The organism is Ruegeria sp. N10 (genome assembly GCF_056531545.1).
This window is the reverse complement of record NZ_JBQFLY010000001.1, coordinates 569,057-592,876: the sequence shown is the minus strand read 5'-3', so window position 1 is coordinate 592,876 and position 23,820 is coordinate 569,057. Positions and strand designations below refer to the sequence as shown.

The 23,820-nt window shown below is 55.8% G+C and carries 23 protein-coding genes; 10 read left to right on the top strand and 13 right to left on the bottom strand.

From position 1 onward, the window contains the following. Nucleotides 1–6 precede the first annotated feature (6 nt). Nucleotides 7–636, bottom strand: a complete 630-nt coding sequence (locus tag ACR0JI_RS02940) for a sugar transferase (protein WP_480495721.1) — start codon at nt 634–636, stop codon at nt 7–9. A 651-nt stretch (nt 637–1,287) separates the two neighbouring features. Between ACR0JI_RS02940 and ACR0JI_RS02935 the strand changes: the two genes are divergently transcribed. The 6 genes from ACR0JI_RS02935 (at nt 1,288) to ACR0JI_RS02910 (ending at nt 7,256) form a co-directional block, all read left to right on the top strand. Then, nucleotides 1,288–2,211 (top strand): ExeA family protein, encoded by a 924-nt coding sequence (locus ACR0JI_RS02935; RefSeq protein WP_480495591.1) that lies wholly within the window; start codon nt 1,288–1,290, stop codon nt 2,209–2,211. A 1-nt stretch (nt 2,212) separates the two neighbouring features. After that, the gene (locus ACR0JI_RS02930; protein ID WP_480495589.1) at nt 2,213–3,739 is read left to right on the top strand and encodes a GumC family protein; all 1,527 of its coding nucleotides are present in this window, start codon (nt 2,213–2,215) and stop codon (nt 3,737–3,739) included. 34 nt (nt 3,740–3,773) lie between these two features. Then, complete coding sequence (locus tag ACR0JI_RS02925; RefSeq protein ID WP_480495587.1) at nt 3,774–4,604, top strand: CpsD/CapB family tyrosine-protein kinase; 831 nt, start codon at nt 3,774–3,776, stop codon at nt 4,602–4,604. Further along, nucleotides 4,585–5,469 carry a glycosyltransferase family 2 protein gene (locus tag ACR0JI_RS02920; protein WP_480495585.1) on the top strand — a complete coding sequence of 295 codons (885 nt, stop codon included), beginning with the start codon at nt 4,585–4,587 and terminating at the stop codon, nt 5,467–5,469. The genes ACR0JI_RS02925 and ACR0JI_RS02920 overlap by 20 nt, the downstream gene beginning before the upstream one ends. 151 nt (nt 5,470–5,620) lie before the next feature. After that, on the top strand, nt 5,621–6,967 hold the full coding sequence (locus tag ACR0JI_RS02915; protein WP_480496678.1) for an ISNCY family transposase: 1,347 nt from the start codon (nt 5,621–5,623) through the stop codon (nt 6,965–6,967). 16 nt (nt 6,968–6,983) lie between these two features. After that, nucleotides 6,984–7,256: a hypothetical protein gene (locus ACR0JI_RS02910; RefSeq protein ID WP_480496676.1), complete on the top strand. Its 273-nt coding sequence runs from the start codon at nt 6,984–6,986 to the stop codon at nt 7,254–7,256. A 208-nt stretch (nt 7,257–7,464) separates the two neighbouring features. Here the strand turns inward: ACR0JI_RS02910 and phoB are convergent, their stop codons facing one another. The 10 genes from phoB to ACR0JI_RS02860 all read right to left on the bottom strand — a co-directional run bounded on the left by phoB (nt 7,465) and on the right by ACR0JI_RS02860 (nt 16,955). Beyond that, nucleotides 7,465–8,154, bottom strand: a complete 690-nt coding sequence (phoB, locus tag ACR0JI_RS02905; RefSeq protein WP_480472764.1) for a phosphate regulon transcriptional regulator PhoB — start codon at nt 8,152–8,154, stop codon at nt 7,465–7,467. Between the two features lie 12 nt (nt 8,155–8,166). After that, nucleotides 8,167–8,868, bottom strand: a complete 702-nt coding sequence (phoU, locus tag ACR0JI_RS02900) for a phosphate signaling complex protein PhoU (RefSeq protein ID WP_480472766.1) — start codon at nt 8,866–8,868, stop codon at nt 8,167–8,169. 16 nt (nt 8,869–8,884) lie between these two features. Further along, complete coding sequence (gene pstB / locus ACR0JI_RS02895; RefSeq protein WP_480472768.1) at nt 8,885–9,682, bottom strand: phosphate ABC transporter ATP-binding protein PstB; 798 nt, start codon at nt 9,680–9,682, stop codon at nt 8,885–8,887. A 12-nt stretch (nt 9,683–9,694) separates the two neighbouring features. Continuing rightward, nucleotides 9,695–11,026, bottom strand: coding sequence for a phosphate ABC transporter permease PstA (gene pstA / locus ACR0JI_RS02890; RefSeq protein ID WP_480493152.1), 1,332 nt, complete (start codon nt 11,024–11,026; stop codon nt 9,695–9,697). Continuing rightward, nucleotides 11,023–12,495, bottom strand: coding sequence for a phosphate ABC transporter permease subunit PstC (gene pstC / locus ACR0JI_RS02885; RefSeq protein WP_480493151.1), 1,473 nt, complete (start codon nt 12,493–12,495; stop codon nt 11,023–11,025). The genes pstA and pstC overlap by 4 nt, the downstream gene beginning before the upstream one ends. Before the next feature lie 88 nt (nt 12,496–12,583). After that, entirely contained in the window at nt 12,584–13,624 is a 1,041-nt protein-coding gene (locus tag ACR0JI_RS02880; RefSeq protein ID WP_480493150.1) for a substrate-binding domain-containing protein, read from the bottom strand. Nucleotides 13,625–13,809: 185 nt separating this feature from the next. Then, a complete protein-coding gene (locus ACR0JI_RS02875; RefSeq protein ID WP_480493149.1) occupies nt 13,810–14,856 on the bottom strand; it encodes an ATP-binding protein in 1,047 nt (348 codons plus the stop codon). A 28-nt stretch (nt 14,857–14,884) separates the two neighbouring features. Next, nucleotides 14,885–15,409 carry a gamma carbonic anhydrase family protein gene (locus ACR0JI_RS02870; RefSeq protein ID WP_267365705.1) on the bottom strand — a complete coding sequence of 175 codons (525 nt, stop codon included), beginning with the start codon at nt 15,407–15,409 and terminating at the stop codon, nt 14,885–14,887. Then, nucleotides 15,406–16,047 carry a guanylate kinase gene (gene gmk, locus ACR0JI_RS02865; protein ID WP_480493148.1) on the bottom strand — a complete coding sequence of 214 codons (642 nt, stop codon included), beginning with the start codon at nt 16,045–16,047 and terminating at the stop codon, nt 15,406–15,408. The genes ACR0JI_RS02870 and gmk overlap by 4 nt, the downstream gene beginning before the upstream one ends. A 17-nt stretch (nt 16,048–16,064) precedes the next feature. Continuing rightward, nucleotides 16,065–16,955, bottom strand: a complete 891-nt coding sequence (locus ACR0JI_RS02860) for a YicC/YloC family endoribonuclease (RefSeq protein WP_480493147.1) — start codon at nt 16,953–16,955, stop codon at nt 16,065–16,067. 244 nt (nt 16,956–17,199) lie between these two features. Here ACR0JI_RS02860 and ACR0JI_RS02855 point away from each other — a divergent pair, with 244 nt between their 5' ends. Then, the gene (locus ACR0JI_RS02855) at nt 17,200–17,874 is read left to right on the top strand and encodes a PAS domain-containing protein (RefSeq protein WP_480493146.1); all 675 of its coding nucleotides are present in this window, start codon (nt 17,200–17,202) and stop codon (nt 17,872–17,874) included. Between the two features lie 69 nt (nt 17,875–17,943). Here ACR0JI_RS02855 and ACR0JI_RS02850 read toward each other — a convergent pair whose 3' ends face one another. Continuing rightward, on the bottom strand, nt 17,944–19,314 hold the full coding sequence (locus ACR0JI_RS02850) for a class II 3-deoxy-7-phosphoheptulonate synthase (protein WP_480493145.1): 1,371 nt from the start codon (nt 19,312–19,314) through the stop codon (nt 17,944–17,946). 169 nt (nt 19,315–19,483) lie between these two features. Here ACR0JI_RS02850 and ACR0JI_RS02845 point away from each other — a divergent pair, with 169 nt between their 5' ends. Further along, on the top strand, nt 19,484–20,488 hold the full coding sequence (locus ACR0JI_RS02845; protein WP_480493144.1) for a GlxA family transcriptional regulator: 1,005 nt from the start codon (nt 19,484–19,486) through the stop codon (nt 20,486–20,488). A gap of 2 nt (nt 20,489–20,490) precedes the next feature. Here ACR0JI_RS02845 and ACR0JI_RS02840 read toward each other — a convergent pair whose 3' ends face one another. Then, nucleotides 20,491–21,588: a PQQ-dependent sugar dehydrogenase gene (locus ACR0JI_RS02840; protein ID WP_480493143.1), complete on the bottom strand. Its 1,098-nt coding sequence runs from the start codon at nt 21,586–21,588 to the stop codon at nt 20,491–20,493. A gap of 154 nt (nt 21,589–21,742) precedes the next feature. Between ACR0JI_RS02840 and ACR0JI_RS02835 the strand changes: the two genes are divergently transcribed. Next, nucleotides 21,743–22,924, top strand: coding sequence for an ABC transporter substrate-binding protein (locus tag ACR0JI_RS02835; RefSeq protein ID WP_480472790.1), 1,182 nt, complete (start codon nt 21,743–21,745; stop codon nt 22,922–22,924). A gap of 106 nt (nt 22,925–23,030) precedes the next feature. Beyond that, nucleotides 23,031–23,819, top strand: a complete 789-nt coding sequence (locus ACR0JI_RS02830) for an ABC transporter ATP-binding protein (RefSeq protein ID WP_209596275.1) — start codon at nt 23,031–23,033, stop codon at nt 23,817–23,819. The last annotated feature ends 1 nt before the right edge of the window (nt 23,820 follow it).

The following is a 23,820-nucleotide window of genomic DNA, read 5'->3' as shown; positions in this document are numbered from 1 at the left end:
TGCGCTTCAGCAACCGGTGCCGCGCAGAACGACAAAGATAGTTCGGATCAGGATGGAAAGATCAGTTCCGAACGACATGCTCTTCCAGTACTCGGTATCGTGAAACGCGCGCTCGGCAAATGTAGACTGGTTGCGTTTGGAAACCTGCCACGGCCCCGAGATACCCGGGCGCATGTAACTATAGAATTCACCGGGATACAGCTTCTGCTGGTTCACCATCATCGGGCGGGGCCCAATCATGGACATCTCACCCAGAAGAACGTTCCAGAATTGAGGCAGCTCATCCATGGAGGCTTTGCGCAGAAACGACCCGAATTTGATGATGCGCGGATCATCGCGGAGCTTCTGATTGCGGTGCCATTCCTCGCGGGCCTCGGGGTTGGCCGCCAGATGCTCTTTGAGAACTGTCTCGGCGTCATGCACCATGGTGCGCAGTTTGAGCATTTTGAAGATCTTGCCGTTTTTGCCGACCCGATCCTGCCAGTAAAACGGAGACACGCCCTGGAAGGCTAGAAATACAGCCAGAAAACAAACCAGTGGCACAACAAATGGTGCTGCAAGCAGCACAAACGTGATATCAAAGACGCGCTTACCTAAACCTCTGTAGAATCCTAGATAATTCCCCGAGGTGGGCACTGCAGAAATGTTGGCGTAGCCAGGGTCGGCTACGTCTTTCGAATGACTTGTCACTATTTAAACCCCCAGCACACACAAAACCCCAAGAACCACCTACCAAACTAAAACCGACTACGCTCAACCTCAGACTAAACAAAATATTTTTATATTATTATGTCTTTTACGACCCTGTCTTTGCACACATGTAGACAGACCACACTGGCAATAATTGTTAACAAATTCCGGTGCTGCTTGCAAAACATTAATCCTGACAGGATTGCCCGCCACACACGAAAAAGAGAGTATATTCCGGTGCTGCTTGCGTCTGAGGTGAGCATGATCTGGTTGTAAGTTTTTGAATCTCCGTCACACGATTTGACACAATGTGGGAAATATTTGCCTTTTGGTTCTCAAAACAATGTTATTAAGGAGTGCAGAAATTTATTCTGTGTTGCCGACCTTTGACCTGCCTGCCACTTTTCTAGGCCATTTTCTCAGGGGTTTGGCTGAGATAGTGACCCTTAACCCTCATGATCGAGTGGATCGCACAGTCAAATCATCGCGTGTGAAGCTTAATACTGCTTGCTACCTTGATTTTATGGCACAGTAGTATCCAAGTATTTTCGACTTATGTAATGTGTTCGTTGGTGAGAAATTTTAGTGGTTCAGAGTATGAGTTTAGGTAATCTCCGGGAAGCCAATACGAGGTTTGATAAAGCGGAAGGTAACCGTGGTGCGATGGCGTCCAGTGACGGATTTTATCTAAACTTCTTTGGGCTGGATCGGCGACCATTCACGCTGCTTCCAGACCCTGGATTCATGTATTGGTCTCCGCTGCATAAGCGCGGCTATTCTGTCCTGCAATTCGGCATCATGAGCGGCGCACCGATTACGGTGCTGACGGGTGAGATTGGCGCAGGGAAGACAACGCTCGTTCAACACCTGCTTAGCGAATTGGAACATTCAATAACAGTAGGGTTGATCTCGAACGCTCAAGAAGGACGGGGAGAGCTGTTGCAGTGGGTGTTACATGCTTTGGGCCTATCGATCGAAAAAGATGCAACCTATGTGCAGTTGTTTCGGGCATTGCAGGATTTTCTTGTCTCAGAATATGCCGCAGGGCGGCGCGTGGTTCTGATTTTTGACGAGGCGCAGAATCTAACAGTCGAAGGCCTGGAAGAAATCCGCATGCTGACCAACATCAACTCCAACACGGATGAGTTGATCCAGCTTGTTCTGGTTGGGCAGCCCGAATTACGTGATATGGTTTTGGACCCCAAGATGCGCCAGCTGACGCAGAGGGTAGCCGCAAGTTTTCATCTGGAACGGATGGATGAATCATCGGTCGAACACTATATTCAACACAGAATGAAAATTGCCGGAGGCTCGGGCGAAGAATTCACGAAAGGGGCCTACAACCTGATCTTTCTTCAAACCCGTGGCGTTCCACGCCTAGTGAACCAGTTTTGCGATTTTGCCCTGCTCTATGCCTGGACAAATGAAACGGACAAGGTGGACGAAGACATTGTTAATCAGGTGATCGATGATGGTGTTTTTTTTGGCGGCAATTCACTTGAGAAGGAGGTGACGGTCTGAGATGAGTCCTGCTCGTTACTATTTCTCTATTTTCTTGCGGCGGTTTCCATACTTCCTCATCGTAGCCACGATTGTGTCAGCCGTTTCGATTACGGTCGCGATGACATTGCCTCCCACTTACGTTTCACAAATGCGGCTGATTGTTGAATCGCCGCAGATACCCGGAAGCCTGGCGGCCAGTACCGTTATCACCACGCCGTTCGAGCAACTTCAGATTGTTGAACAACGCCTGCTGACACGACCGGTTCTTCTTGACATTGCACATAAATTCGAAGTGTTGCCTGATGCCACCCCAGACCAGATGGTCGAAGAATTGCGCGCAAAAACCGGGACCTTCATCTCGGCCGGTCGCGGCCAGGCGAATCTGATGACCTTCACATACGAAAACCGGAGCGGCAAAATCGCAGCTGGCGTATTGAATGAATATCTGACGGAAATTCTAAAACTTGATGTTTCGTACCGCAAAGAGCGGGCCTCTGACACGCTAGAGTTCTTCGAGCAGGAAGTTGACCGCCTTGGCAAGGAGCTCGATAAGCGCAGCGCGCGGATTCTTGAGTTCCAAAACGAAAATTCTGACGCCCTGCCCACCAGTCTGCAATTCCGAATGGCCCAGCAGGGAGCATTGCAAACGAGCCTACAACAGACCGACCAGCAGATTTTTGCACTTCGCAACCAGCGTGAAAAGCTTGTGGATATCTTTAATACGACCGGTCAGGTTACCAATGTCGGAACGCCACAAACACAGTCGCAGGCGCAACTGGATCAGTTGCGTAACCAGCTTGACAATCAACTGGCCGTTTATTCCGAAAGCAGCCCACAGATCAGGATTTTACGGGCCCGGATCGCGCGCTTGGAAGGCGTTGTCGCGGCCGAGCAGGCCTCTGATGCTGCTGCATCCAGTGCTCAAACGGGCAATTCGACGCTTGATCTCCAGTTGGCCCAACTGGATTCACAGATCGCCGCCCTCGAAGATCAACGCGTTGTAACGGAAAAAAATCTTAAAAAAGTGACCCTGACGATTGATCAGACCCCGGCCAATGCGATCACACTGGCCGAATTGCAGCGTGATCATGATAATATCCAGGCGCAATACAATACGACCGTCGCACGCCTGGCCTCGGCCTCAACCGGAGAACGGATCGAGGTCACGTCGCAGGGGCAGCGGATTTCGGTGATCGAACATCCCACGGAACCGATCACGCCAACCAAACCCGACCGGCTGGTGATCGCCGGCGGTGGCACATTCGCCGGCATAGCGCTGGGTCTGGCACTTGTTGTTCTGCTGGAACTTCTGAACCGGTCCGCGCGCCGACCCGAAGATCTGATCAACAAGCTGGATGTCTGGCCAATTGCGACCATTCCTTATGTACGGTCTCCGGGTGAGGTGACGACACAGCGACTGGTCTGGGCGACGGTTATTCTGGGGATCCTGATCGGCGTGCCCGCTGGCGTGTGGGCTGTGCATACCTACTATCTGCCGCTGGACCTGATCGCGGAAAAGGTGGTCGACAAGCTGGGGGTGTTTTGATGGTTTTCGCTCTGAATAAAGGAGGGAGGGTATAATGGACCGTCTTCAACAGGCGATTCAAAAAGCCCGTGAGGAACGCAACAGCCGCCCACCGGAACCGGCGGTGCCGCGCGAAGATCAGCGCCATGTTCAGGAAGACGGTGCGCCTGATGAAGATATCTGGTTGACCGTACCTGAGATCAGCATCGAACCGCACCTCATATCCAACAAGCGTCTGGTATCATATCGTGGCGGCCCTGACGCAACGCCCTATGACATGTTGCGGACCAAGATGCTGCAGCAAACTCACACCAACGGCTGGCGCCGGGTGGCGTTGACCTCTCCTTACAGCGGATGCGGTAAAAGTACGACCGCAGCCAATCTGGCCTTCAGCCTGGGACGACAGGAAGATCTGCGTACGATCGTAATCGATTTCGACATGCGACGCAGAGGGCTGGCCGAAATACTCAAACAATCCGGCAATCATAGCATGGCCGATGTCATTCAGGGCAAAGTGCCATTTCACGAACACGCTCTGCGGCACGGTGACAATGTGATTTTCGGGCTGAATTACACGTCGACGCGCAACCCGGCAGAAGTTCTGCAAAATCGTCAGACGCTCAAGTTTCTGGACCGGCTCGAGGCGGAATACAAACCCGATATTATCCTCTTTGATACGCCGCCGCTGATGGCAAGCGACGACAGCCACGGGTTTCTCAGGAATGTCGATTGCGCTTTGCTTCTGGCCGCTGCCGAAGAAACCAGCATCGACCATGTCGACATCGCAGAGCGCCAATTGGCGGAACTTACAAATGTCATGGGGATTGTCCTGAACAAATGTCGCTATATCAGCGGAACTTTCGGCTATGAGTACGGCTCCTACTGACGCAAGGCCGAAGGATGCGGTCATTATCCCTCATTACAACGACTTGCCGCGGTTGGAACGATGCCTGCTGGCGCTCAAAGAGAATGACCTGACAAGGACCGAAATCGTCGTAATCGACAATAACTCGCCGGTTTCGTTGCAGGAAATACGGAAAGCCTTTCCCGAAGTACGCTTTTTAGTGGAAACCCAAAAAGGCGCAGCCCACGCGCGCAATCGCGGCGTTTCTGAAACCACGGCCTCTCGGCTCTTTTTTATTGACGCGGATTGCGTACCCTCGCCGGATTGGCTGACAGTCGGTCGTCAGATTGCAGATCAGGCTGATTTGATCGGAGGTCGGGTCGACGTCTTTGATGAAACCCCACCGCCGCGCAGCGGGGCTGAGGCGTTCGAGGCCGTTTTTGCCTTTAATTTCCGCAGATATATTGAGGTTCAGGGGTTTTCCGGCGCCGGCAATCTGCTGACCCGGCGTGATGTCTTCGACACAATTGGGGGCTTTATCAACGGCGTATCGGAAGATCGGGAATGGACCATGCGTGCGGTCGCCCGAGGCTATAGCCTGATTTACGACGATGGGTTCCGGGTCAGCCATCCGTCCCGCCAAGACTGGCCCGCCCTCAAGGCAAAATGGCGACGGACGACACAGGAAGGCTATCAGTTGAACGGAACGGGGCCCACCGCGCGCCTGCGATGGGCAATCCGCGGATTAGCCATGCCCGCCAGTGCCGTGGTGCATACGCCCAAAATTCTGACCAGCAGGAAACTCAGTTCGACGGGTGAAACCCTGCGCGGTATTGCAACTCTGATCCGGCTCAGGTTTGTGCGCATGGTCTGGATGCTGCGTCAGGCTGTCGGAAAAACCATTTGATCCCAATCCAAAATAAAAGGGCCTAAAACTCGGACCTTTTAACATAACATCTGTTATGAAGCTTCTTCTTGTAGCCGCAAAGCTAAAATGTCACCCGTAAGCAAAGCAGAAGTGTCACTCTGCCCTCAAAACAAGAAGAGGACGAGCTGGCATGGGATGGGTGATGATGAGCGAACGCGAGTTGAATCGTGTGGAAGTGTTGGCGCAAGTCGATGATGGTCGGCTGACGGTTGATAACGCGGCGAATCTGTTGGATCTGACGCGGCGCCAGATTTTCCGGCTGTTGAAGCGGTATCGTCGAGACGGCGCGTCAGCGATACGGCACAAGGCGCGCGGCAAACCTCCGAACAACCGCATCCACAAAGCTAAGCGCGACTATGCTCTGAGCCTGATCCGGGAGAGCTATGCGGATTTCGGGCCGACCTTGGCAGCCGAGATGCTGGCCGAGCATCACGGGTTCAGGGTTTCACGCGAGACGGTTCGCAAATGGATGCAGGAAGATGGCCTCTGGCTGTCGCGCAAGCAGCGTCGAACGTTTCATCAACCGCGGCTGCGGCGGGAATGTTTTGGCGAGCTCATCCAGATCGACGGTTCGGATCATCGTTGGTTTGAGGATCGGGGCGATCCCTGCACCCTTCTCGTCTTCATCGACGATGCGACTAGCACGCTCATGGAACTGCGGTTCGTCAAATCCGAGAGCACGTTCAGCTATTTCGAAGCGCTCAAGGGCTACCTGGTTCAGCATGGTCGCCCGGTGGCGTTTTACAGCGACAAACACACGGTGTTTCGTGTGGCCAAGGAAGATGCCAAGGGCGGCGCGCGCATGACCCAGTTCGGCCGGGCGTTAAACGAGTTGAACATCGAGATTCTCTGCGCCAATTCCTCGCAGGCCAAGGGGCGTGTTGAACGTGCGAACCGTACGTTGCAGGATCGTTTGGTGAAGGAGCTGAGGCTCGCCGGTATCTCGGACATGGCGGCCGGAAACGACTATCTGCAAGGGTTCAAGGAACGTTATAACGCCAAGTTCGCAAGGACCCCAGCCAAGTCCGACAACCTGCACCGCGCTCTCAATGTCGAACCGGATCGGCTTGCGGATGTGCTGTGCTGGCGTGAGAACCGCTATGTCGGCAAGCAGCTGACATTCTCCTATGATCGCAAGCGCATCATGCTGGAAGAGAATGACATCACGCGCGGGCTGGTAGGCAAATATGTGGACACCTACGCTTATGTGGATGGCCGGTTCGAGGTGCGCTGGAAAGGCCGGCCCCTACCCTATAGCATCTTCGACATGGACCAGCGCGTGACCCATGCCGCGATCACCGAGAACAAACGCCTCGGCGCGGTGCTGGCGCATATCAAGGACATCCAGGACAAGGCGCCACCCAAATATCCGGTCAGGACAAACTCCGAGAAGATGGGCTATAGGCCGCGAGACAGAAAGCCCGGCCGCCCCTCCGGATCACACGCCAAAAAGACGATTGTGCAGGCGGCGGAATAGCCCCAAGATTGGCGTCATGGATGCCGAAGACGACCCAGAGATTATATTCTCCGATTACACGCAATCCGTTGTCATCGACGGGCATCATTTCGACGTTGAGATCTACAAGACCAGCATCGATCCCGGCTGGATCCTGTCCGTGGAGAACCAGTTCGGCACGTTGACGATTTCCGATAACCCACCCTTCTTTGGCGATGGCCTCGCCTGGCGCGCCTTCGAAGAGCTTGTGCGCGAAGAAGGCATCAAAGCGTTTTACAGCAAGAAAGAACGCCGAAAGCTCGGTCTGTGACCTGACCCCCGCAAGGCTTTTCAGCCCTGCGATATGTGAGGTCTCCGGGCTGCAAAGCCTTGCTCCCGTCCCGCCCTCCGGTGACACTTCTGCTTTGCAGAACCAGTGACATTTCTACTTGGTTGCAACAATGACACGGCGGAGAATTACTCAGATACAACCGCAATCAGTGATCAAACAAATTCGACCAAAACAAGTCTGATGCGTGTTATCCCAATGCGTAACCAGCACCGCGGACTGTGCGAACAGGATCAACCCCGCCATGTTGCGTCAAGGCTTTGCGCAAGCGTCCAATATGAACATCAACCGTACGCGTATCGACATAGATGTCGCGTCCCCAGACCCGATCCAGCAATTGTTCACGGCTCCAGACCCTGCCCGGCTTTTCCATGAACGTGCTGAGAAGCCGGAACTCGGTTGGGCCCAGTTTCAAGGGCTTGCTGTCGCGGCTGACCTTGTGGGTTTCCGAATCCAGAATGATGTCGTCATATTGCAGTCGCAAGCCAACAGTTGCCGGTCGAACGCGGCGCAGTTGTGTTCGAACACGCGCCATCAGTTCGACGATCGAATATGGCTTGACCACGTAATCGTCGGCACCGGTTTCAAGCCCGCGAACCTTGTCTACCTCTTCTGATCTGGCCGACAGCATGATTATCGGGATAGAACGTGTGTCCGGACGGCTTTTGAGTCGGCGGCAAACCTCAATCCCGCTGAGATTGGGCATCATCCAGTCCAGAACGATGATATCCGGGCAGTCTTCGTCGACCAGCAACATAGCTTCGTCACCGTTGGCCGCTTTTGAGACGCGAAAACCCTCGGCTTCAAGGTTGTAGGCCAGCACCTCGCGTTGGGCCAACTCATCCTCGACCACCAATACTGTCGGTTGATCTGCGGACATCTGAAGCGTCTCCTACGCTGTTTGCGACGTTATGTCGGCCTTGGGCCGAGCCTCGGTCGGGCGATCGCCTGTGACCAGATACACCACCTGCTCGGCAATCGAGGTTACATGGTCGCCCATACGTTCGATGTTCTTGGCGATGAAATGCAGGTGCATACAGGCGGAAATATTGCGCGGATCCTCGGCCATGAAGGTCAGGAGTTCGCGGAACAGGCCGTTATACATCTGGTCGACCTCTTCATCGCGGTTGATGACGTCGGTGGCCAATTCCGCGTCGCGCTGAATATATGCGTCCAGCGCGTCGCGCAGCATACGTTCGACCTCGCGCGCCATGCGGCGCAAGGCAGCGGCGCTACCGCTGATCTCGCCCGCATTGGCAAGAACGGTCGTACGCTTGGCGATGTTCTTCGCATAATCACCAATCCGCTCGAGGTTGCCGGATACCTTCAGGACCGAAAGAACCAAACGCAGGTCACTGGCCGTGGGCGCGCGCAAGGCAATCAGACGCGCGGTTTCCTCATCAATCAGATCTTCCAAGGCGTCGATGGCCTTGTCACCTTGCCGCACATCCTGGGCCAGCTCAACGTCACGGCTTTCTAGAGAGCGCGCCGCGCTCATGATAGCGGCCTCAACCAGACCGCCCATCTTCATGATATGCGCCTGGATTGTTTCGAGGTCGCGGTCAAAAGCAGATGCAATATGTTGTTCGCTCATTGTTTGATACCTGTGTTTAGCCGATACGGCCTGTAATGTAGCTTTCCGTGCGCGGATCGACCGGGTTGGTAAAAATCTGACCGGTTTCACCAAATTCCACCAGATTACCCAGGTGGAAGAAGGCCGTTTTCTGACTGACGCGCGCGGCCTGCTGCATCGAATGGGTGACGATCACAACCGAATATCGGGAACGCAATTCGTCGATCAACTCTTCGACCTGTGCGGTTGCAATCGGGTCCAGCGCCGAGCACGGCTCGTCCATCAACAGGACTTCCGGTTCGGTTGCCACGGCGCGCGCGATACACAGACGCTGCTGCTGCCCCCCTGAAAGGCCCGTGCCGGGCGCATCCAGACGGTCCTTGACCTCATCCCAAATCGCGCCTCGACGCAGGGATTTCTCAACGATCTCATCCAGTTCCGCCTTGTTCTTCGCCAAGCCGTGGATGCGCGGACCGTAGGCCACGTTGTCGTAGATCGACTTGGGGAACGGGTTCGGTTTTTGGAACACCATGCCCACTTTGGCACGCAACTGAACGGGGTCGACCCGCTTGTCATAAATGTCTTCACCGTCCAGCAGGATATCACCTTCGACTCGGCAGATATCGATGGTGTCGTTCATCCGGTTCAGACACCGCAGGAAGGTCGATTTTCCACAACCCGAAGGGCCGATAAAGGCCGTGACGGTCTTGTCTTCGATCTCAACACTCACGTCCTTGATGGCGTGGGTATCACCGTAGTAAACCTGAACCTTCTTCGCGTTGATCTTGATTTCTTTGGAGTCCACGGTTCTCTCCACTCGTGTCATGTCGTTCATTATTGCCCCCAATTACCAGCGGCGTTCAAAGCGGCGGCGCAGGATGATAGCGATGATATTCATGGTCAGCAGGAACATCAAAAGGATGATGATGCCGCCCCAGGCCTTTTCGTAAAACCCGACATCAGCGCGTGCGGCCCAAGTGTAAATCTGGGCGGGCATTGCCGAGTTCGGCTCGGTAAAGCCGGCAAGGAACCCGTCGGGATATCCCCGCGCCACAAAACCTACCATGCCGATCAGCAGCAACGGTGCGGTTTCACCCAAAGCTTGTGCCAGACCGATGATGGTACCGGTCAGAATGCCGGGCGCGGCCAAGGGCAGCACGTGGTGGAACACCGCCTGCATTTTCGAGGCCCCTACCCCCAGCGCCGCGTCGCGGATCGATGGCGGAACCGCTTTTAGCGAGGCGCGAGTCGAGATGATGATCGTCGGAAGTGTCATGAGGGTCAGAACCAGACCGCCAACCAGCGGTGCCGATTGTGGCAGGTGCATGAACTGGATGAACACGGCCAGACCCAGAATACCGAACACAATCGACGGAACGGCGGCAAGGTTCGAGATGTTCACTTCAATCAGGTCGGTGAACCTGTTCTGCGGGGCGAACTCTTCAAGATAAATCGACGCTGCCACACCAATGGGCAAAGACAGGCCCAGAACCACCAGCATCATGAAAAACGACCCAATGACCGAGGCCCCGATGCCCGCACCGCCCGGGTTGTCAACGCCTGAATCCGCGCCGGTGATGAACGGCCAGTTGAAGGCCTGCTTGATGATGCCCGCCTGTTCCAGCGCATCAACCAGATCCAGATCGCTTAGCTGTAGAAACCGGCTGTCCTGCAAGGTGTCACGGGACACGCGGCCTTTGAAATACCCGTCGACCCGGCTGGAGGCGGCCAGATCAAACTTGACCGGATCACCCAGCTTGCCGGGGTTGTCGGCATAGTAAGTTCGGATTGTACCGCCGATTTTACCAAGAAGACGTTCGATGGCCGCTTCGTCGAAATCAACGCTGATCCCTTGGTCCTCCAGTTCCTTGCTCAGCTGAGCGATGAACAGGTTGGAATAGGCCTTGGTCTTGAACAACGTACTTTCCGCCTCGTCTCGCTGCGCAGCGGACAAGGTGAAATCCACGCTGACAACAGTGCGCTGAAAGGCCGGAATACCTTGCGACAGGATCGAGGCGAACAGAACGATCAGGAAGAACAGGCCCGTTGCAATAGCGACAATCCCGTATGCCCGAAATCGTTTCTCTGCATTTGCACGTTTTTTGGTATGTGCATCCCCTGCAGTCAGCGAGACTGAGCGATGACCTGTTTCAGGGCTTTGCATGCTGGCGTCGGTCATTCGTATTGCTCCCGATACTTGCGCACGATGTAGAGGGCAAAGATGTTCAGCCCAAGCGTGAGGGTGAAAAGGGTCATGCCCAGTGCAAAGGCTACAAGCGCTTCGGGCGATGCGAAATCCGCGTCTCCGGTCAGCTGGCTCACGATTTTTGCGGTGACGGTCGTCATGGCTTCAAACGGGTTCAGGCTCAGCCGCGCTGCGGCCCCTGCCCCAAGGACCACGATCATTGTCTCACCTATGGCGCGCGATGCGGCCAGCAGGATCGCCCCCACGATACCCGGAAGCGCCGCTGGCAGAACAACCTGACGGATGGTTTCGGACAGCGTTGCACCCAATCCGTAAGAACCGTCGCGCAGAGCCTGCGGTACCGCGTTGATGATGTCATCCGACAACGAGGACACAAACGGGATCAGCATTATGCCCATGACCAACCCAGCGGTCATGACTGCCGTGCCAGCCTTCATCCAGCCAAGACCGTCATCCCCGAACAGTCCAAGCAAAAGCGGACCAACGGTAAGCAGCGCAAAAAGGCCGTAAACGATGGTCGGGATACCTGCCAGTATCTCGAGCAGCGGTTTTGCTACGGCGCGGACGCGGGGTGACGCGTATTCGCTGAGGTAAATCGCGGCGAACAGCCCGATCGGGACAGCCACCAGAAGGGCAACGAGCGAGATATAGAATGTCCCCCACAGCAGGGGAAGAATGCCAAGTTCAGACGACCCGCCGCGCCCCGAAAAACTGGGGGCCCAAGTCGTGCCGAAAAAGAAATCGGTAGCAGGGTAGAGTTTGAAGAATTCCCAAGTGTTGAAAACCAGGGACAGGACGATCCCGACAGTAGTCAGAATTGCGATGGACGCGGCTGCCAGCAACAGGGTCCGCACGCCCTGCTCGACCACATTGCGCGCGCGGTATTCCGCGTGGGTTTGAAGCCAGCTGACCGCAGCACCGGCGAGTGCCGTCAGTATGACGGCGACTGTCATGATCGAATAGCCGGTCGCATTCATGATCCGATAGCTTTGCGCCGCGCGCAGCACAGGTTGCGTGATATCCGACGTCACCACCTGCCCGGCATCCTTCAGACGCTGGGTCATGTCGATTACATCCGCGCGCGCGTTGCGCGCCAGTTCCTCGGGTATCTGCCCGGCGGCAACCGCGTTGTCCAGACCGTACGCGGTGCGACGGACCTCGGCCATGACCAGATTTAGGGACGCGCCGTCTTGGATGGCAGAACCCGAGATCGTTTCAGAAACCTGAGAGTTCACGTAAAGCGGTTGTACCAGCAACCAGAGGATCATAAGGCCAAATGCGGGAACGATCGTCTTGAGAGCGACATTTGCGCCATAATACGACGGCAGCGAGTGCAAAGCCCGGATATCTCCTTTGGAGCTTTGCAGGGCGCGTGAGCGCCCCAACACGTAACCGACTGAAGCAATCGCTAGCACGATCAGAACAAGCCATACTATCGGCATGAAACCCCCATTTGGTCTTGGCCGGGAAAGCTGAAAGATGTGGGGGCGACAGGAATGCCGCCCCCGGTATTTCGAACCAAAGGCCGGATTAGCTGCCCGAACCCATGGTTACTTCGTTGGCGATTGCATCCTGAGTCTTTGCCAGCTCAGGGTCCGCAACCAGACCATAATTTGCTAGAGGACCCGAAGCACCTGCGATTTCGTCGTGGGTAAAGAACTGGGCGTATTCTTTCAGGCCGGGAATCACGCCGATATGGGCTTTCTTCACGTAGAAGAACAGCGGGCGCGAAACCGGATATTCACCGGTCGAGATGGTTTCGGTCGAAGGAGCGATACCCGACATGGTGGCCACTTTCAGCTTGTCGGTGTTGTTCTCGTAGAACGCCAGGCCGAAGATGCCGATGCCATTGGGGTTGGTGTCGATACGCGCCAGCGTTTCGGTGTAGTCACCATCGATGTCGACCGCTTTCCCGTCGGTACGAACGGCCAGACATGCATCTTCTGCGTCGTCTTCGCTCATACCGCCAGCAATCATGGCTTCCAGCGCGCCGGTCGCTTCACAACCGATCAACAGAACTTTTTCTTCGAACACTTCACGGGTGCCGTGTTTGGTGCCCGGAATAAAGCCCGCGATTTCTACATCAGGCAGTTCAGAGTTGAATTCGGCCCAAGTGGTGTAAGGATTATCAACCACTTCGCCGTCTTTCAAAACTTTTGCGCCCAAAGCGTTAAAGATGTCGGTAGGTTCAAAAGCGGTGAAGGCAGGACCGGTCTGCTGGCTTGCAAAAACGATACCATCATAACCGATGCGGACTTCCATGATGTCAGTCACACCGTTTTCGGCGCAGGCTTTGATTTCTTTTTCACGGATCGCGCGTGATGCGTTTGCAATGTCGATGGTGTTTTCACCAACACCCTCACAGAAACGCTTCAGACCAGCTGACGAACCGCCGGATTCAACAACCGGGGTCGGGAAGTCGGTGTTCTCACCAAACAGTTCCGCGACGATCGAGGCATATGGAAGAACGGTCGACGAACCGGCAACCTGAACGTTGTCACGGGCAGCAGCGGTAGTTGCCGAGACGGTGGCGATTGCCAGCGCAGAAGCCGACAGTTTTACAAAGGACATTTCAGTCTCCTTGAAAAGGTATGATTGATCACCCCCATGATGATCCTGCGTGCACCCCTAGGGGCCATGCGTAAGCCTTTTGTGACAAGTGTGTAACGCTTTTATGACAACCTTCGATTATCCGGAGATTTCGGGTCAAAAAATCGTAACGAGACAGGTTTTGAAGGGCGGTAATGTGGGAAGGGCTACCGTGGTAAGATGACCGTAAAGACGGACCCTTTTCCCAACTCACTTTCCACGCGCAACCGTCCGCGGTGGCGATTGACGATGTGCTTGACGATGGCCAGCCCCAGCCCCGTTCCACCCAACTGCCGGGATCTGTGATTGTCGGCGCGATAGAATCGCTCGGTCAGACGTGGCAGATGCACGGAATCAATTCCTGGCCCCTTGTCGATGACCTTCACCCGCACCCCAGGTCCACGCATCGCCGCGTCACGCTCTGATGACAGAACGCTGACTGTGACGCTGCCACCGCTGGCACCGTATTTGATTCCGTTTTCGATCAGGTTGGTGAATACCTGCCGTAACTGATCGCTGTCTCCGGTCACGGAAAGTGGGCCGTCCTGTGCGTCAAGCGTCAGCGTCACACCCGCCTCTTCCGCCAGAGGGCGCAACGAGTTCAGCGTGGATTGCAGCAGCCCTGTCAGCTCCAGCTGTTGATTTGGGCGTACTCTTTCTTCGCTTTCCACGCGGTTCAGGGACAAAAGATCGCCGACCAGCCGGTTCATCCTGTTGGCTTCATCAGCCATGATTTGCAGGAACCGGTCACGCGCAGCCGGATCGTTGCGTGCAGGGCCACGCAAGGTTTCAATGAAGCCCATCAGTGCCGTCAAAGGCGTCCGCAATTCGTGACTGACATTGGCAACAAAGTCGCGGCGCATCTGACTTGCCTGTTCCAGATGCGTGACATCTTGAAAAGTGGTCAGAACGGCCCCGCCCGACACGGCTCCGACCCCGTTCAAATACCGGCATTGCACATCAAATGTTGTGTCCTGTGCACCATCATTGGAAAGATGACGCGCCGTCTTGGTTCCCTTCGATTGAAGGCTTTGTTCAATTGCTTCAAGAACCTGTGGCTGCCGCAGGATGGTCGCAAAATGCCGCCCCACGATATTCTGCCCCAAAAGGGTTTTCGCATCCGTATTGGCGGCAACGATCCGTTCGGTCTGATCCACCATCAGCGCGGGCATAGGGATGGCCTGGACAAATCCATCAAGAAGGTCATCTGACATGCTTCAAACCCCGATCAATCCACGCGCCTTATTGAGCAGCTCTCAGGGTGTCACGAAACCTGCGCATGTTTTCCTGATAGTGCAGCGCGCTTAGGGTAATCCGTTTTGCTGCGACCTCGTCCAGCTGGCGTACCACTTTGCCCGGAGCCCCCATCACAAGGGAATTATCCGGAATCTCCTTGCCTTCCGTGATCAGGGCCCCTGCCCCGATCAGGCAATTCCGGCCGATCCGGGCACCATTCAGAACAATCGCGCCCATTCCGATCAGAGTATTTTCTCCGATCGTACACCCGTGCAGCATCACTTTGTGTCCGATGGTGCAATTCGAACCGATCGACAAAGGATACCCGGCATCGATATGCATGACGCAGTTTTCCTGAACGTTGCTGCCTGCACCAACGCGGATTTCCTCGTGATCTGCGCGTATCGTGCAGCCGAACCAAACCGAGGCGCCCTGTTCCAGCACGACCTTGCCGATTAGGTTGGCATCGGGCGCAACCCACGTGTCCTCGTGAATTTCGGGCATGTGCTCGCCTAACGCGTAGATCGTCATGACAGCCCCTCGAATTCGTTTTGAAGTTTGCGCACGTGCTGTTGCAGATTTGGCTGTTGAATACGGCGCATCCGTTCGGCGCTGACGATGGTCTTCAGCTTCTTTTCGGTCGCCTCAAGATCGTCATTGATCAGGACATAATCGTAATAGCCCCAGTGGCTGATCTCGTCCCAGCTTTTGAGCATCCGCCGTGCGATAACTTCATCGCTATCTTGTCCACGCGATTCCAGACGGCGGCGCAGTTCAGGGATCGATGGCGGCAAGATGAAGATCGACAACGCATGCTTACCCAGATCCGAGTTGCGGATCTGAACCTCGCCTTGCCAGTCCACGTCGAACAGCACGTCCTTACCCGCGTGGATCGAACTACGCACCGGATCAGCGGGTGAGCCATAGAAATTACCGAAGACATGCGCATGTTCCAACATCTGGCCATCGGCGACCTTCTGCTTAAACTCGTCTTCAGAAAGAAAATAGTAATCCCGCCCATGTTCTTCCCCCGGACGCGGGGCACGGGTTGTGGCCGAGACCGAAAACTCAAGGTCCTTGTCCCAATCCATCAGCCGCTTTGCCAGGGTGGATTTGCCTGCCCCGGACGGGGAAGACAGGATGATTAAAAGGCCTCGGCGATCCGCCATATCAGTCGTTCCCATCATTATTCCACGTTTTGCACTTGTTCGCGCATCTGATCGATCACCGCCTTCAATTCCAGCCCGACAGCCGTCAGATCCGTACTCTGAGCCTTGGAACACAGCGTGTTGGTTTCGCGGTTGAACTCTTGCATCAGGAAATCAAGCTTGCGTCCGACAGCCCCTTCCTGCCCAAGCAACTCTCGCGCTGCGGCCACATGTGCAGACAGGCGGTCGATCTCTTCGGTAATGTCGGCTTTGACCGCGATCAAAGCCAGTTCCTGCGCGACGCGATCCGGGTCCGCGCCCTGCGCATTGTCCAGTACGTCCGCCAGATTGTCCCGAAGTGCCGCGGCCATCTTGTCCTTGCGTTGCACGGCCAGATCGGCTGCCTGCGCTGTCAGCGCCGCAACCTGATCCAGCTGAGTGTTCAGCACGGCCGCCAAAGCCTCACCTTCGGCCCGGCGCATATCGACAAAAGCGGCCAACAGGTCGTTGAAATCTTCGGTCAGGCGCGCCACCAGCGGAGCGGGATCATCCGCATCTGCGGTTGCATCCAACATGCGCTTCAGTGCCAAAAGGTCCGAGGCGCGCGCCGGTTCCAGAGCGATGCCGCGCGCAGCTGCCATCTTGTGTGTTTGTTCCAACGCACTCAGAGCAGCGGCCATAGCGACCTCGTTCAATGCCAGTTCCGAGGCAGAGTCCTCACGATTCAGACGCATTGAAAGGGTCACATTCCCACGGCTCAGGGATTTTGACAGCGTGGCCCGAAGGGCCACCTCAAGCCCGGTCAGCCATTCAGGGACACGCAGGCGCATATCAAGGCCTTTACCGTTGACACTGCGCAACTCCCACGTCCAGCTATGCGGTCCGTATTCACCCTTCCCCGAGGCAAACCCGGTCATGGATCTGATCATGACTGTCCTTTCCTGTGGCCTCACCCTTTTGGATGTTTGCCGCACCTAATGCGATTGACCGGTACAGAGCAAGAGTTGGCTGAGGCCGCATTTGTTTGGGGTAAGTTAACCATTCGTTAAAGAATTGCTCCAAAATTGAATAAACCCGAGTCAAACTACCCCTGGTAATGGCTTGCAGGCCACAAATGCTCCGGTTGTGTTGCATTTTATGAAAATGGCGGCCAATTGACGTAAGGGTGAAAAAATGAAAACCTTTTTCGGGACTGGTTCCGGGTCAGAATTTGGAAAGATCGTCGCAATGGATCGCTTTGACAGTGGGCGCAGCCTTACGCCGATCCGCCAGGCCGAAGCGTATTGGACTGCATTGCTGAGAGGTGACGGTGTTCCGATGCGGTCCCAGGTTGACCCGCGCGGGCTGGAAAACATACTCGAATATACTTTCATTCTTGAACGGATCGCCCCTGGTCTGGCTCGGTTTCGCCTTGCCGGAAGTCACCTGAACGGGCTTGCGGGGATGGAGGTTCGTGGCATGCCTGTGACGGCCTTTTTTCAGCCTGATGACCGCGCCAGGATTAAGGACGTTCTGGAGCAGGTATTTGCAGCACCCGCCGTTGCCGAACTGGGTCTGGATTCGAGCGGGATACTGGGGCGTACCCGGATGCAGGCCTGCATGATCCTTTTGCCGCTCAAAAGTGATCTGGGCGACGTCAGCCGGGTTCTGGGGGTCATGGTCGCGGATGGAGCGATTGGTAAAACCCCACGCAGATTTTCGATTACGGATACGCGGATCAAATCGTTTTCGGAAATTCAGGCACCGGTTCCTGCTGCGCCTAAAACCGTTGACGGTTTAGCCGAAGACCAAACGGATTTCAAACGCGCGACCAAACACCTTCGTCTGGTCGTGTCGCGCGATGACTGAACCAGTCTGAACACCCGGAACAAAAAACAGCGGACCGATGGCCCGCTGTTTTTCTTTCTTTTCGAACGCTTAACTTGCGGCGCGTTTTGACCCGTTGCGGCGCAGGTTGGTCAGTTCTTCCGCCACAAGGAACGCCAGTTCCAGCGACTGAGACGCGTTCAGGCGCGGGTCGCAGGCGGTGTGGTAGCGATCCGACAGATCCTCTTCGGTCACGGCCCGCACACCACCGGTGCATTCGGTAACGTCGAGACCGGTCATCTCGAAATGGACACCGCCGGGGATCGTGCCCTCAGACTGATGCACGCCAAAGAAATCGCGTACCTCACGCAGGACAGAATCGAACGGACGGGTTTTGTAGCCCGTGGCCGATTTGATGGTGTTGCCGTGCATCGGGTCGCAGACCCAAGTGACCTTGGCGCCTTCTTCCTTCACGGCCTTGACCAGACGCGGAAGGTGTTCACCCGCCTTGCCCGCGCCAAAGCGCGCGATCAGAGTCAGGCGGCCCTCTTCATTTTCGGGGTTCAGCTTCGACATGAGAACCTTGAGGTCTTCTGCCGTCGTCGTCGGACCACATTTCAACCCAATCGGGTTCAGAACGCCACGACAGAACTCGACATGTGCACCATCAGGCTGTCGCGTACGGTCGCCGATCCAGATCATGTGACCAGACCCGGCCAGCCAGTTGCCCGAGGTCGAATCCAGACGGGTCAGCGCCTCTTCGTACTCCAGCAACAGACCTTCGTGACTGGTGTAGAATTCAACAGTCGAGAATTCGTGTGTCGTGTCTGCCGTGATACCGGCCGCTTCCATGAAGTCGATGGTGTCCTGAATGCGATCTGCCACCTCAGAGTACTTCTGAACATCCTGTTCGTCGGTAAAGCCCAGAGTCCACGAATGGACGCGGCTCATGTCGGCGAAGCCACCAGTTGAGAAGGCACGCAGCAGGTTCAACGTGGCCGCCGCCTGCGTGTAGGCCTGCAACATCTTTTCGGGATTCGGAATCCGCGCTTCGGGCGTGAACGCCAGTTCGTTGATGATGTCACCGCGGTAGCTGGGTAGCTCGACACCATCCACAACCTCGGTCGGGGCGCTGCGTGGCTTTGCAAATTGGCCGGCCATACGACCGACTTTAACCACCGGCACCTTGGCACCATAGGTAAGAACCATCGCCATTTGCAGCATCACCTTGAAGGTGTCACGGATCGCATCGGCGCTGAATTGTTCAAAGCTTTCAGCGCAATCCCCGCCTTGCAGAAGGAAGGCCTCGCCGCGACCGGCGGCACCAAGATGTTGCTTGAGGCGCCGCGCCTCACCGGCAAAGACTAGCGGGGGATACTGCGAAAGCTGGGCCTCGACCTTGGCCAATGCGGCCGCGTCGGTGTAGTCTGGCATCTGAACCCGGGGCTTGTTGCGCCAGTTCGATTTTTGCCATTCGGTCATAGCTTTGATCTCCGCTGAAGTGTTCAGGTCGCCTCTATACAAAAAGCAATGAAGAGTGACCATATCCCATTTGCGCCTCTTGACGCCGCAAACAAGCTTTGATCATGGTGACTGCCAAATACGCTGCGGGATACCAGGTTTTCCTGCGCAGAATTAAGGACATTTTGTCATGCAAGTGCAACGCCAAGCAGTCACGATCGAAAATGCTGGGGCCACGCCCCGCCATTTCGTTTTTGTCCTGTTGGACAATTTTTCGCTGCTGTCTTTTGCGTCAGCGCTCGACAGTCTGCGCATCGCAAATCGCATGGCGGACAAACAGCTTTATACATGGACACTTTCCGGTGAAGGCGGGAACTCGATTTCATGTTCGGCCGGGACCGAATTCAAGCTGGACCGTGATCTTGAGGAGTTGCAGCGCGACGATGTCGTTCTGATTTGCGGAGGCGTTGACGTACAGTCTGCCACCACCAAACGCATTCTGAACTGGTTGCGACGCGAGGCACGTCGCGGATTGCGCATCGGCGGTCTGTGCACGGCTGCTTATACCTTGGCCAAGGCCGGTCTGCTGGACAACAAGCGGGCGACGATACATTGGGAAAACTCAGACAGTTTCATCGAAGAATTCGATGAGGTCGAGTTGACGAAAGCTGTCTTTCAGATTGATGGCGGTCGTATGACAACGGCAGGGGGGACCTCGTCTATCGATCTGATGCTCAAGTTGATTGCAGACGATTTTGGCGAAGACTTGGCAAATGCGGTGGCGGACCAGATGATTTATTCGTCAATCCGGACAGATCAGGATACGCAACGTCTGTCGACACCGACGCGGATTGGGGTCCGGCACCCCAAGCTGAGTCAGGTCATTCTCATGATGGAAAAGAACATCGAAGAGCCGATCTCTCCTTCGATTCTGGCCAAGGAAGTCGGTATGTCGACTCGCCAGCTTGAGCGTCTGTTCCGGCGCTATCTCAGCCGCTCGCCCAAGCGGTACTATATGGAACTTCGCTTGCACAAAGCGCGGAACCTGCTGATGCAAACGGATATGAGCGTCATCAACGTAGCCCTGGCATGCGGCTTTGCCTCGCCCAGCCATTTCTCGAAATGCTACCGCGCACATTACAACACCACGCCCTATCGCGAGCGCGGTGCGCAAAGCGGGCGGCTATCGGTGTAAGGTCACTTTGCCGGGGCCATTCTGTAGACGGCCCCCTGCCCAACCGAGATAAACCAGATCGACCCGTCTGGCGCTTCGACGATATCGCGGACGCGCTCGGTTTCAGGGCTTCTGATCTGTTCGGCCTCACGCATTGGATCGCCCTGAAGCCGTGCGATATAGTCAAATTTCAACGACCCTACGAAGATATCACCCTTCCATTGCGGCCATAGCTTGCCGGAATAAACCAGCAGACCGGATGGCGCTATGGAAGGATCCCAGTAGTAAACTGGCTGTTCCAGCCCATCTTTAGCTGTACCGTCGCCGATTTTTTCACCCGAATAATGCGTGCCATATGAAATAACCGGCCAACCATAATTCCGCCCTGCACGGGGTTGGTTGATTTCATCGCCACCCCGCGCCCCGTGTTCCGAGATCCAAAGTCGGCCAAGCGCGTCCAAATCCGCGCCCTGCGGATTTCGATGGCCGTAAGACCATATTTCGGGTTCGATATTCGATTGCCCGACAAAGGGGTTATCCGCCGGAACTGTCCCATCGCGATTGATGCGAATGACCGAGCCCATGGGATTGGACCGATCCTGTGCATTCTCCGCCTGTCCCCGGTCGCCCAAGGTCACGAACAATGTACCGTCCAGCGCTTCGACCACACGGCTGCCAAAATGGCGACCACCTGTACCACCTGGCGATGCCTCGAAAATTACTCGAAGGTTCTGAAGGTTTTTGCCAGTCTCGGACAGACGCGCAACCGCAACAGCAGTTCCTGCACCGTCGCCTTGCGGTTTTGCAAAAGTCAGTAAGACCTCTCGACTTTGATTGAAATCGCGTGAGATCGTGACGTCCAACAATCCGCCTTGCCCCAAAGTCGCGACCTTTGGAACGCCTGAAACATCCTCCACTTGTCTATTTCGAACATACAGCAACCTTCCATCCCGTTCCGTGACGAGGAAGCTTTCATCGGGTAAAATGCCAACCGCCCATGGGGTCTCCAACCCGCCAACCATTTCTTCCAGTTGGACCATCCCGGCTGAAACCGACAGCGTCTGGGCCGCGGCACTCAAGGCGCACAGTGAGAAAGAGAGAATCATCGCCGTTCTGAGCATTCTGGTCCCTTTCGGTGACAATCAGGGGTGAGTCCCAACAAAACAGATAGAATTTCAAACGAAAAAAACACGTTTGCGTTAGGACTTTTCTTTTCCGAACAGCTTGCCTAGGGTCGTCGCCAGAACGAATACGTTCACAACTGGGAGTAACCATATGAAAAAGCTGCTTACTGCAACTGCAGCAACAACATTGCTGGCCGGCGCAGCCATGGCCGAAGATGTCAAACTGGGGATTTTGATCGGCTTTACCGGCCCGATTGAATCGCTGGCCCCCGCTATGGGATCGGGTGCCGAGCTGGCAATCGCCGAAGTCAACGAATCCGGCAAGTTCATGAACGGTGCCAGCGTGGCTGGTGTACGTGCCGATACCGGCTGTATCGACAACGGTCTGTCCACCTCGAACGGCGAGCGTATGATCGCTGACGGCGTTGCAGGCATCATCGGCGGCGACTGTTCGGGTGTAACCGGCGCGATTCTGCAAAACGTTGCCATTCCTAACGGCATGGTCATGATCTCGCCTTCGGCGACCTCGCCCGGCCTGTCAACCATGGAGGACAATGGCCTGTTCTTCCGCACCGCGCCGTCGGATGCGCGCGAAGGTCAAGTTATGGCTGATATCCTCAAGGATCGCGGCATCAACTCGATCGCGCTGACCTATACCAACAACGACTATGGCAAAGGTCTGGCCGATGCGATCCAGACGTCCTTCGAAGCGGTTGGCGGCGAAGTGACCATCGTTACGGCGCACGAAGACGGCAAGGCCGACTATTCGGCTGAAGTTGGCGCGCTGGCCTCGGCCGGTGGCGACATTCTGGTTGTCGCAGGTTATCTGGACCAGGGTGGTCTGGGCATCATCCAGTCGTCGCTGGACAGCGGTGCGTTTGACACCTTTGGTCTGCCCGGCGGCATGATCGGTGACTCGCTGCCCGCAAATGTCGGCCCCGACCTGAACGGCTCGTTCGGTCAGATCGCCGGGTCCGGTGGTGAAGGTGCAGAAAAGTACTTTGCACTGGCCGAAGCAGCCGGGTTTGACGGCTCGTCGCCCTATTCGCCCGAATCTTATGACGCGGCAGCGCTGTTCATGTTCGCCATGCAAGCCGCCGGTTCGACCAACCCGGCAGATTACGCGGGCAAAGTAATGGACGTCGCCAACGCACCGGGTGAAAAGATTTATCCGGGTGAACTGGCCAAAGGTCTGGAACTGCTGGCCGCCGGTCAAGACATCGATTATGTCGGCGCGTCCGGTGTCGAGTTGATCGGCCCCGGCGAAAGCGCAGGATCGTACCGCGAGATCGAAGTGACCGACGGCGAAAACAAGACCGTCAACTTCCGTTGATCCCGCATATCAAGCCATAAAATCAGACAGCCCGGGCCTTGTGTCCGGGCTGTTTCAATGACAAAAGGCTGCACCTCGTTTCACGGGGACAAGGCAAGGGGATACCATGATCGTCGTCGAGGACGTGCATAAGCATTTCGGCGGATTTCACGCGGTGGATGGGGCGTCGCTGGAAATCCAAAAAGGGTCGATCACCGGCCTGATCGGGCCCAACGGGGCCGGAAAAACCACTCTTTTCAACGTGATCGCCGGTGTTCTGCCTCCGACCAGCGGCAAGGTGGTCATGGATGGTGAAGATATCACCGGCCTGCCCCCGCATGAGCTGTTTCACAAGGGTTTGCTGCGCACGTTCCAGATCGCGCATGAATTCTCGTCGATGACCTGCCGCGAAAACCTGATGATGGTGCCCGGTGCGCAATCCGGTGAGGCGCTGTGGAATACCTGGTTCGGGCGCAAGCGCATCGCTGATGAAGAGCGCGCGCTGAAAGCCAAGGCAGACGAGGTGCTGGAATTCCTGACCATCGAACATCTGGCCGATCACAAGGCCGGTCAGGTATCGGGCGGTCAAAAGAAACTTCTGGAACTTGGACGCACCATGATGGTGGACGCCAAGATCGTATTTCTGGACGAGGTCGGAGCTGGCGTGAACCGCACCCTGCTGATGACCATCGCTGATACGATCTTGCGCCTGAACAAAGAGCGTGGTTATACGTTCGTCGTTATCGAGCACGACATGGATTTCATCGGCAAGATCTGCGACCCGGTCATCTGCATGGCCGAAGGCAAGGTTTTGGCCGAGGGCACTCTGGATGAGATCAAGGCAAACGAGCACGTTATCGAAGCCTATCTTGGCACCGGCCTCAAAAACAAAGACAAGCTGGAGGCCCAGACATGAC

Coding starts and splice junctions, on each gene's coding strand:
- ACR0JI_RS02935 (WP_480495591.1), top strand. CDS start 1,288: ATGAGTTTAGGTAATCTCCGGGAAGCCAATACGAGGTTTGATAAAGCG.
- ACR0JI_RS02930 (WP_480495589.1), top strand. CDS start 2,213: ATGAGTCCTGCTCGTTACTATTTCTCTATTTTCTTGCGGCGGTTTCCA.
- ACR0JI_RS02925 (WP_480495587.1), top strand. CDS start 3,774: ATGGACCGTCTTCAACAGGCGATTCAAAAAGCCCGTGAGGAACGCAAC.
- ACR0JI_RS02920 (WP_480495585.1), top strand. CDS start 4,585: ATGAGTACGGCTCCTACTGACGCAAGGCCGAAGGATGCGGTCATTATC.
- ACR0JI_RS02915 (WP_480496678.1), top strand. CDS start 5,621: ATGGGATGGGTGATGATGAGCGAACGCGAGTTGAATCGTGTGGAAGTG.
- ACR0JI_RS02910 (WP_480496676.1), top strand. CDS start 6,984: ATGGATGCCGAAGACGACCCAGAGATTATATTCTCCGATTACACGCAA.
- phoB (WP_480472764.1), bottom strand. CDS start 8,154: ATGTCCGCAGATCAACCGACAGTATTGGTGGTCGAGGATGAGTTGGCC.
- phoU (WP_480472766.1), bottom strand. CDS start 8,868: ATGAGCGAACAACATATTGCATCTGCTTTTGACCGCGACCTCGAAACA.
- pstB (WP_480472768.1), bottom strand. CDS start 9,682: ATGAACGACATGACACGAGTGGAGAGAACCGTGGACTCCAAAGAAATC.
- pstA (WP_480493152.1), bottom strand. CDS start 11,026: ATGACCGACGCCAGCATGCAAAGCCCTGAAACAGGTCATCGCTCAGTC.
- pstC (WP_480493151.1), bottom strand. CDS start 12,495: ATGCCGATAGTATGGCTTGTTCTGATCGTGCTAGCGATTGCTTCAGTC.
- ACR0JI_RS02880 (WP_480493150.1), bottom strand. CDS start 13,624: ATGTCCTTTGTAAAACTGTCGGCTTCTGCGCTGGCAATCGCCACCGTC.
- ACR0JI_RS02875 (WP_480493149.1), bottom strand. CDS start 14,856: ATGTCAGATGACCTTCTTGATGGATTTGTCCAGGCCATCCCTATGCCC.
- ACR0JI_RS02870 (WP_267365705.1), bottom strand. CDS start 15,409: ATGACGATCTACGCGTTAGGCGAGCACATGCCCGAAATTCACGAGGAC.
- gmk (WP_480493148.1), bottom strand. CDS start 16,047: ATGGCGGATCGCCGAGGCCTTTTAATCATCCTGTCTTCCCCGTCCGGG.
- ACR0JI_RS02860 (WP_480493147.1), bottom strand. CDS start 16,955: ATGATCAGATCCATGACCGGGTTTGCCTCGGGGAAGGGTGAATACGGA.
- ACR0JI_RS02855 (WP_480493146.1), top strand. CDS start 17,200: ATGAAAACCTTTTTCGGGACTGGTTCCGGGTCAGAATTTGGAAAGATC.
- ACR0JI_RS02850 (WP_480493145.1), bottom strand. CDS start 19,314: ATGACCGAATGGCAAAAATCGAACTGGCGCAACAAGCCCCGGGTTCAG.
- ACR0JI_RS02845 (WP_480493144.1), top strand. CDS start 19,484: ATGCAAGTGCAACGCCAAGCAGTCACGATCGAAAATGCTGGGGCCACG.
- ACR0JI_RS02840 (WP_480493143.1), bottom strand. CDS start 21,588: ATGCTCAGAACGGCGATGATTCTCTCTTTCTCACTGTGCGCCTTGAGT.
- ACR0JI_RS02835 (WP_480472790.1), top strand. CDS start 21,743: ATGAAAAAGCTGCTTACTGCAACTGCAGCAACAACATTGCTGGCCGGC.
- ACR0JI_RS02830 (WP_209596275.1), top strand. CDS start 23,031: ATGATCGTCGTCGAGGACGTGCATAAGCATTTCGGCGGATTTCACGCG.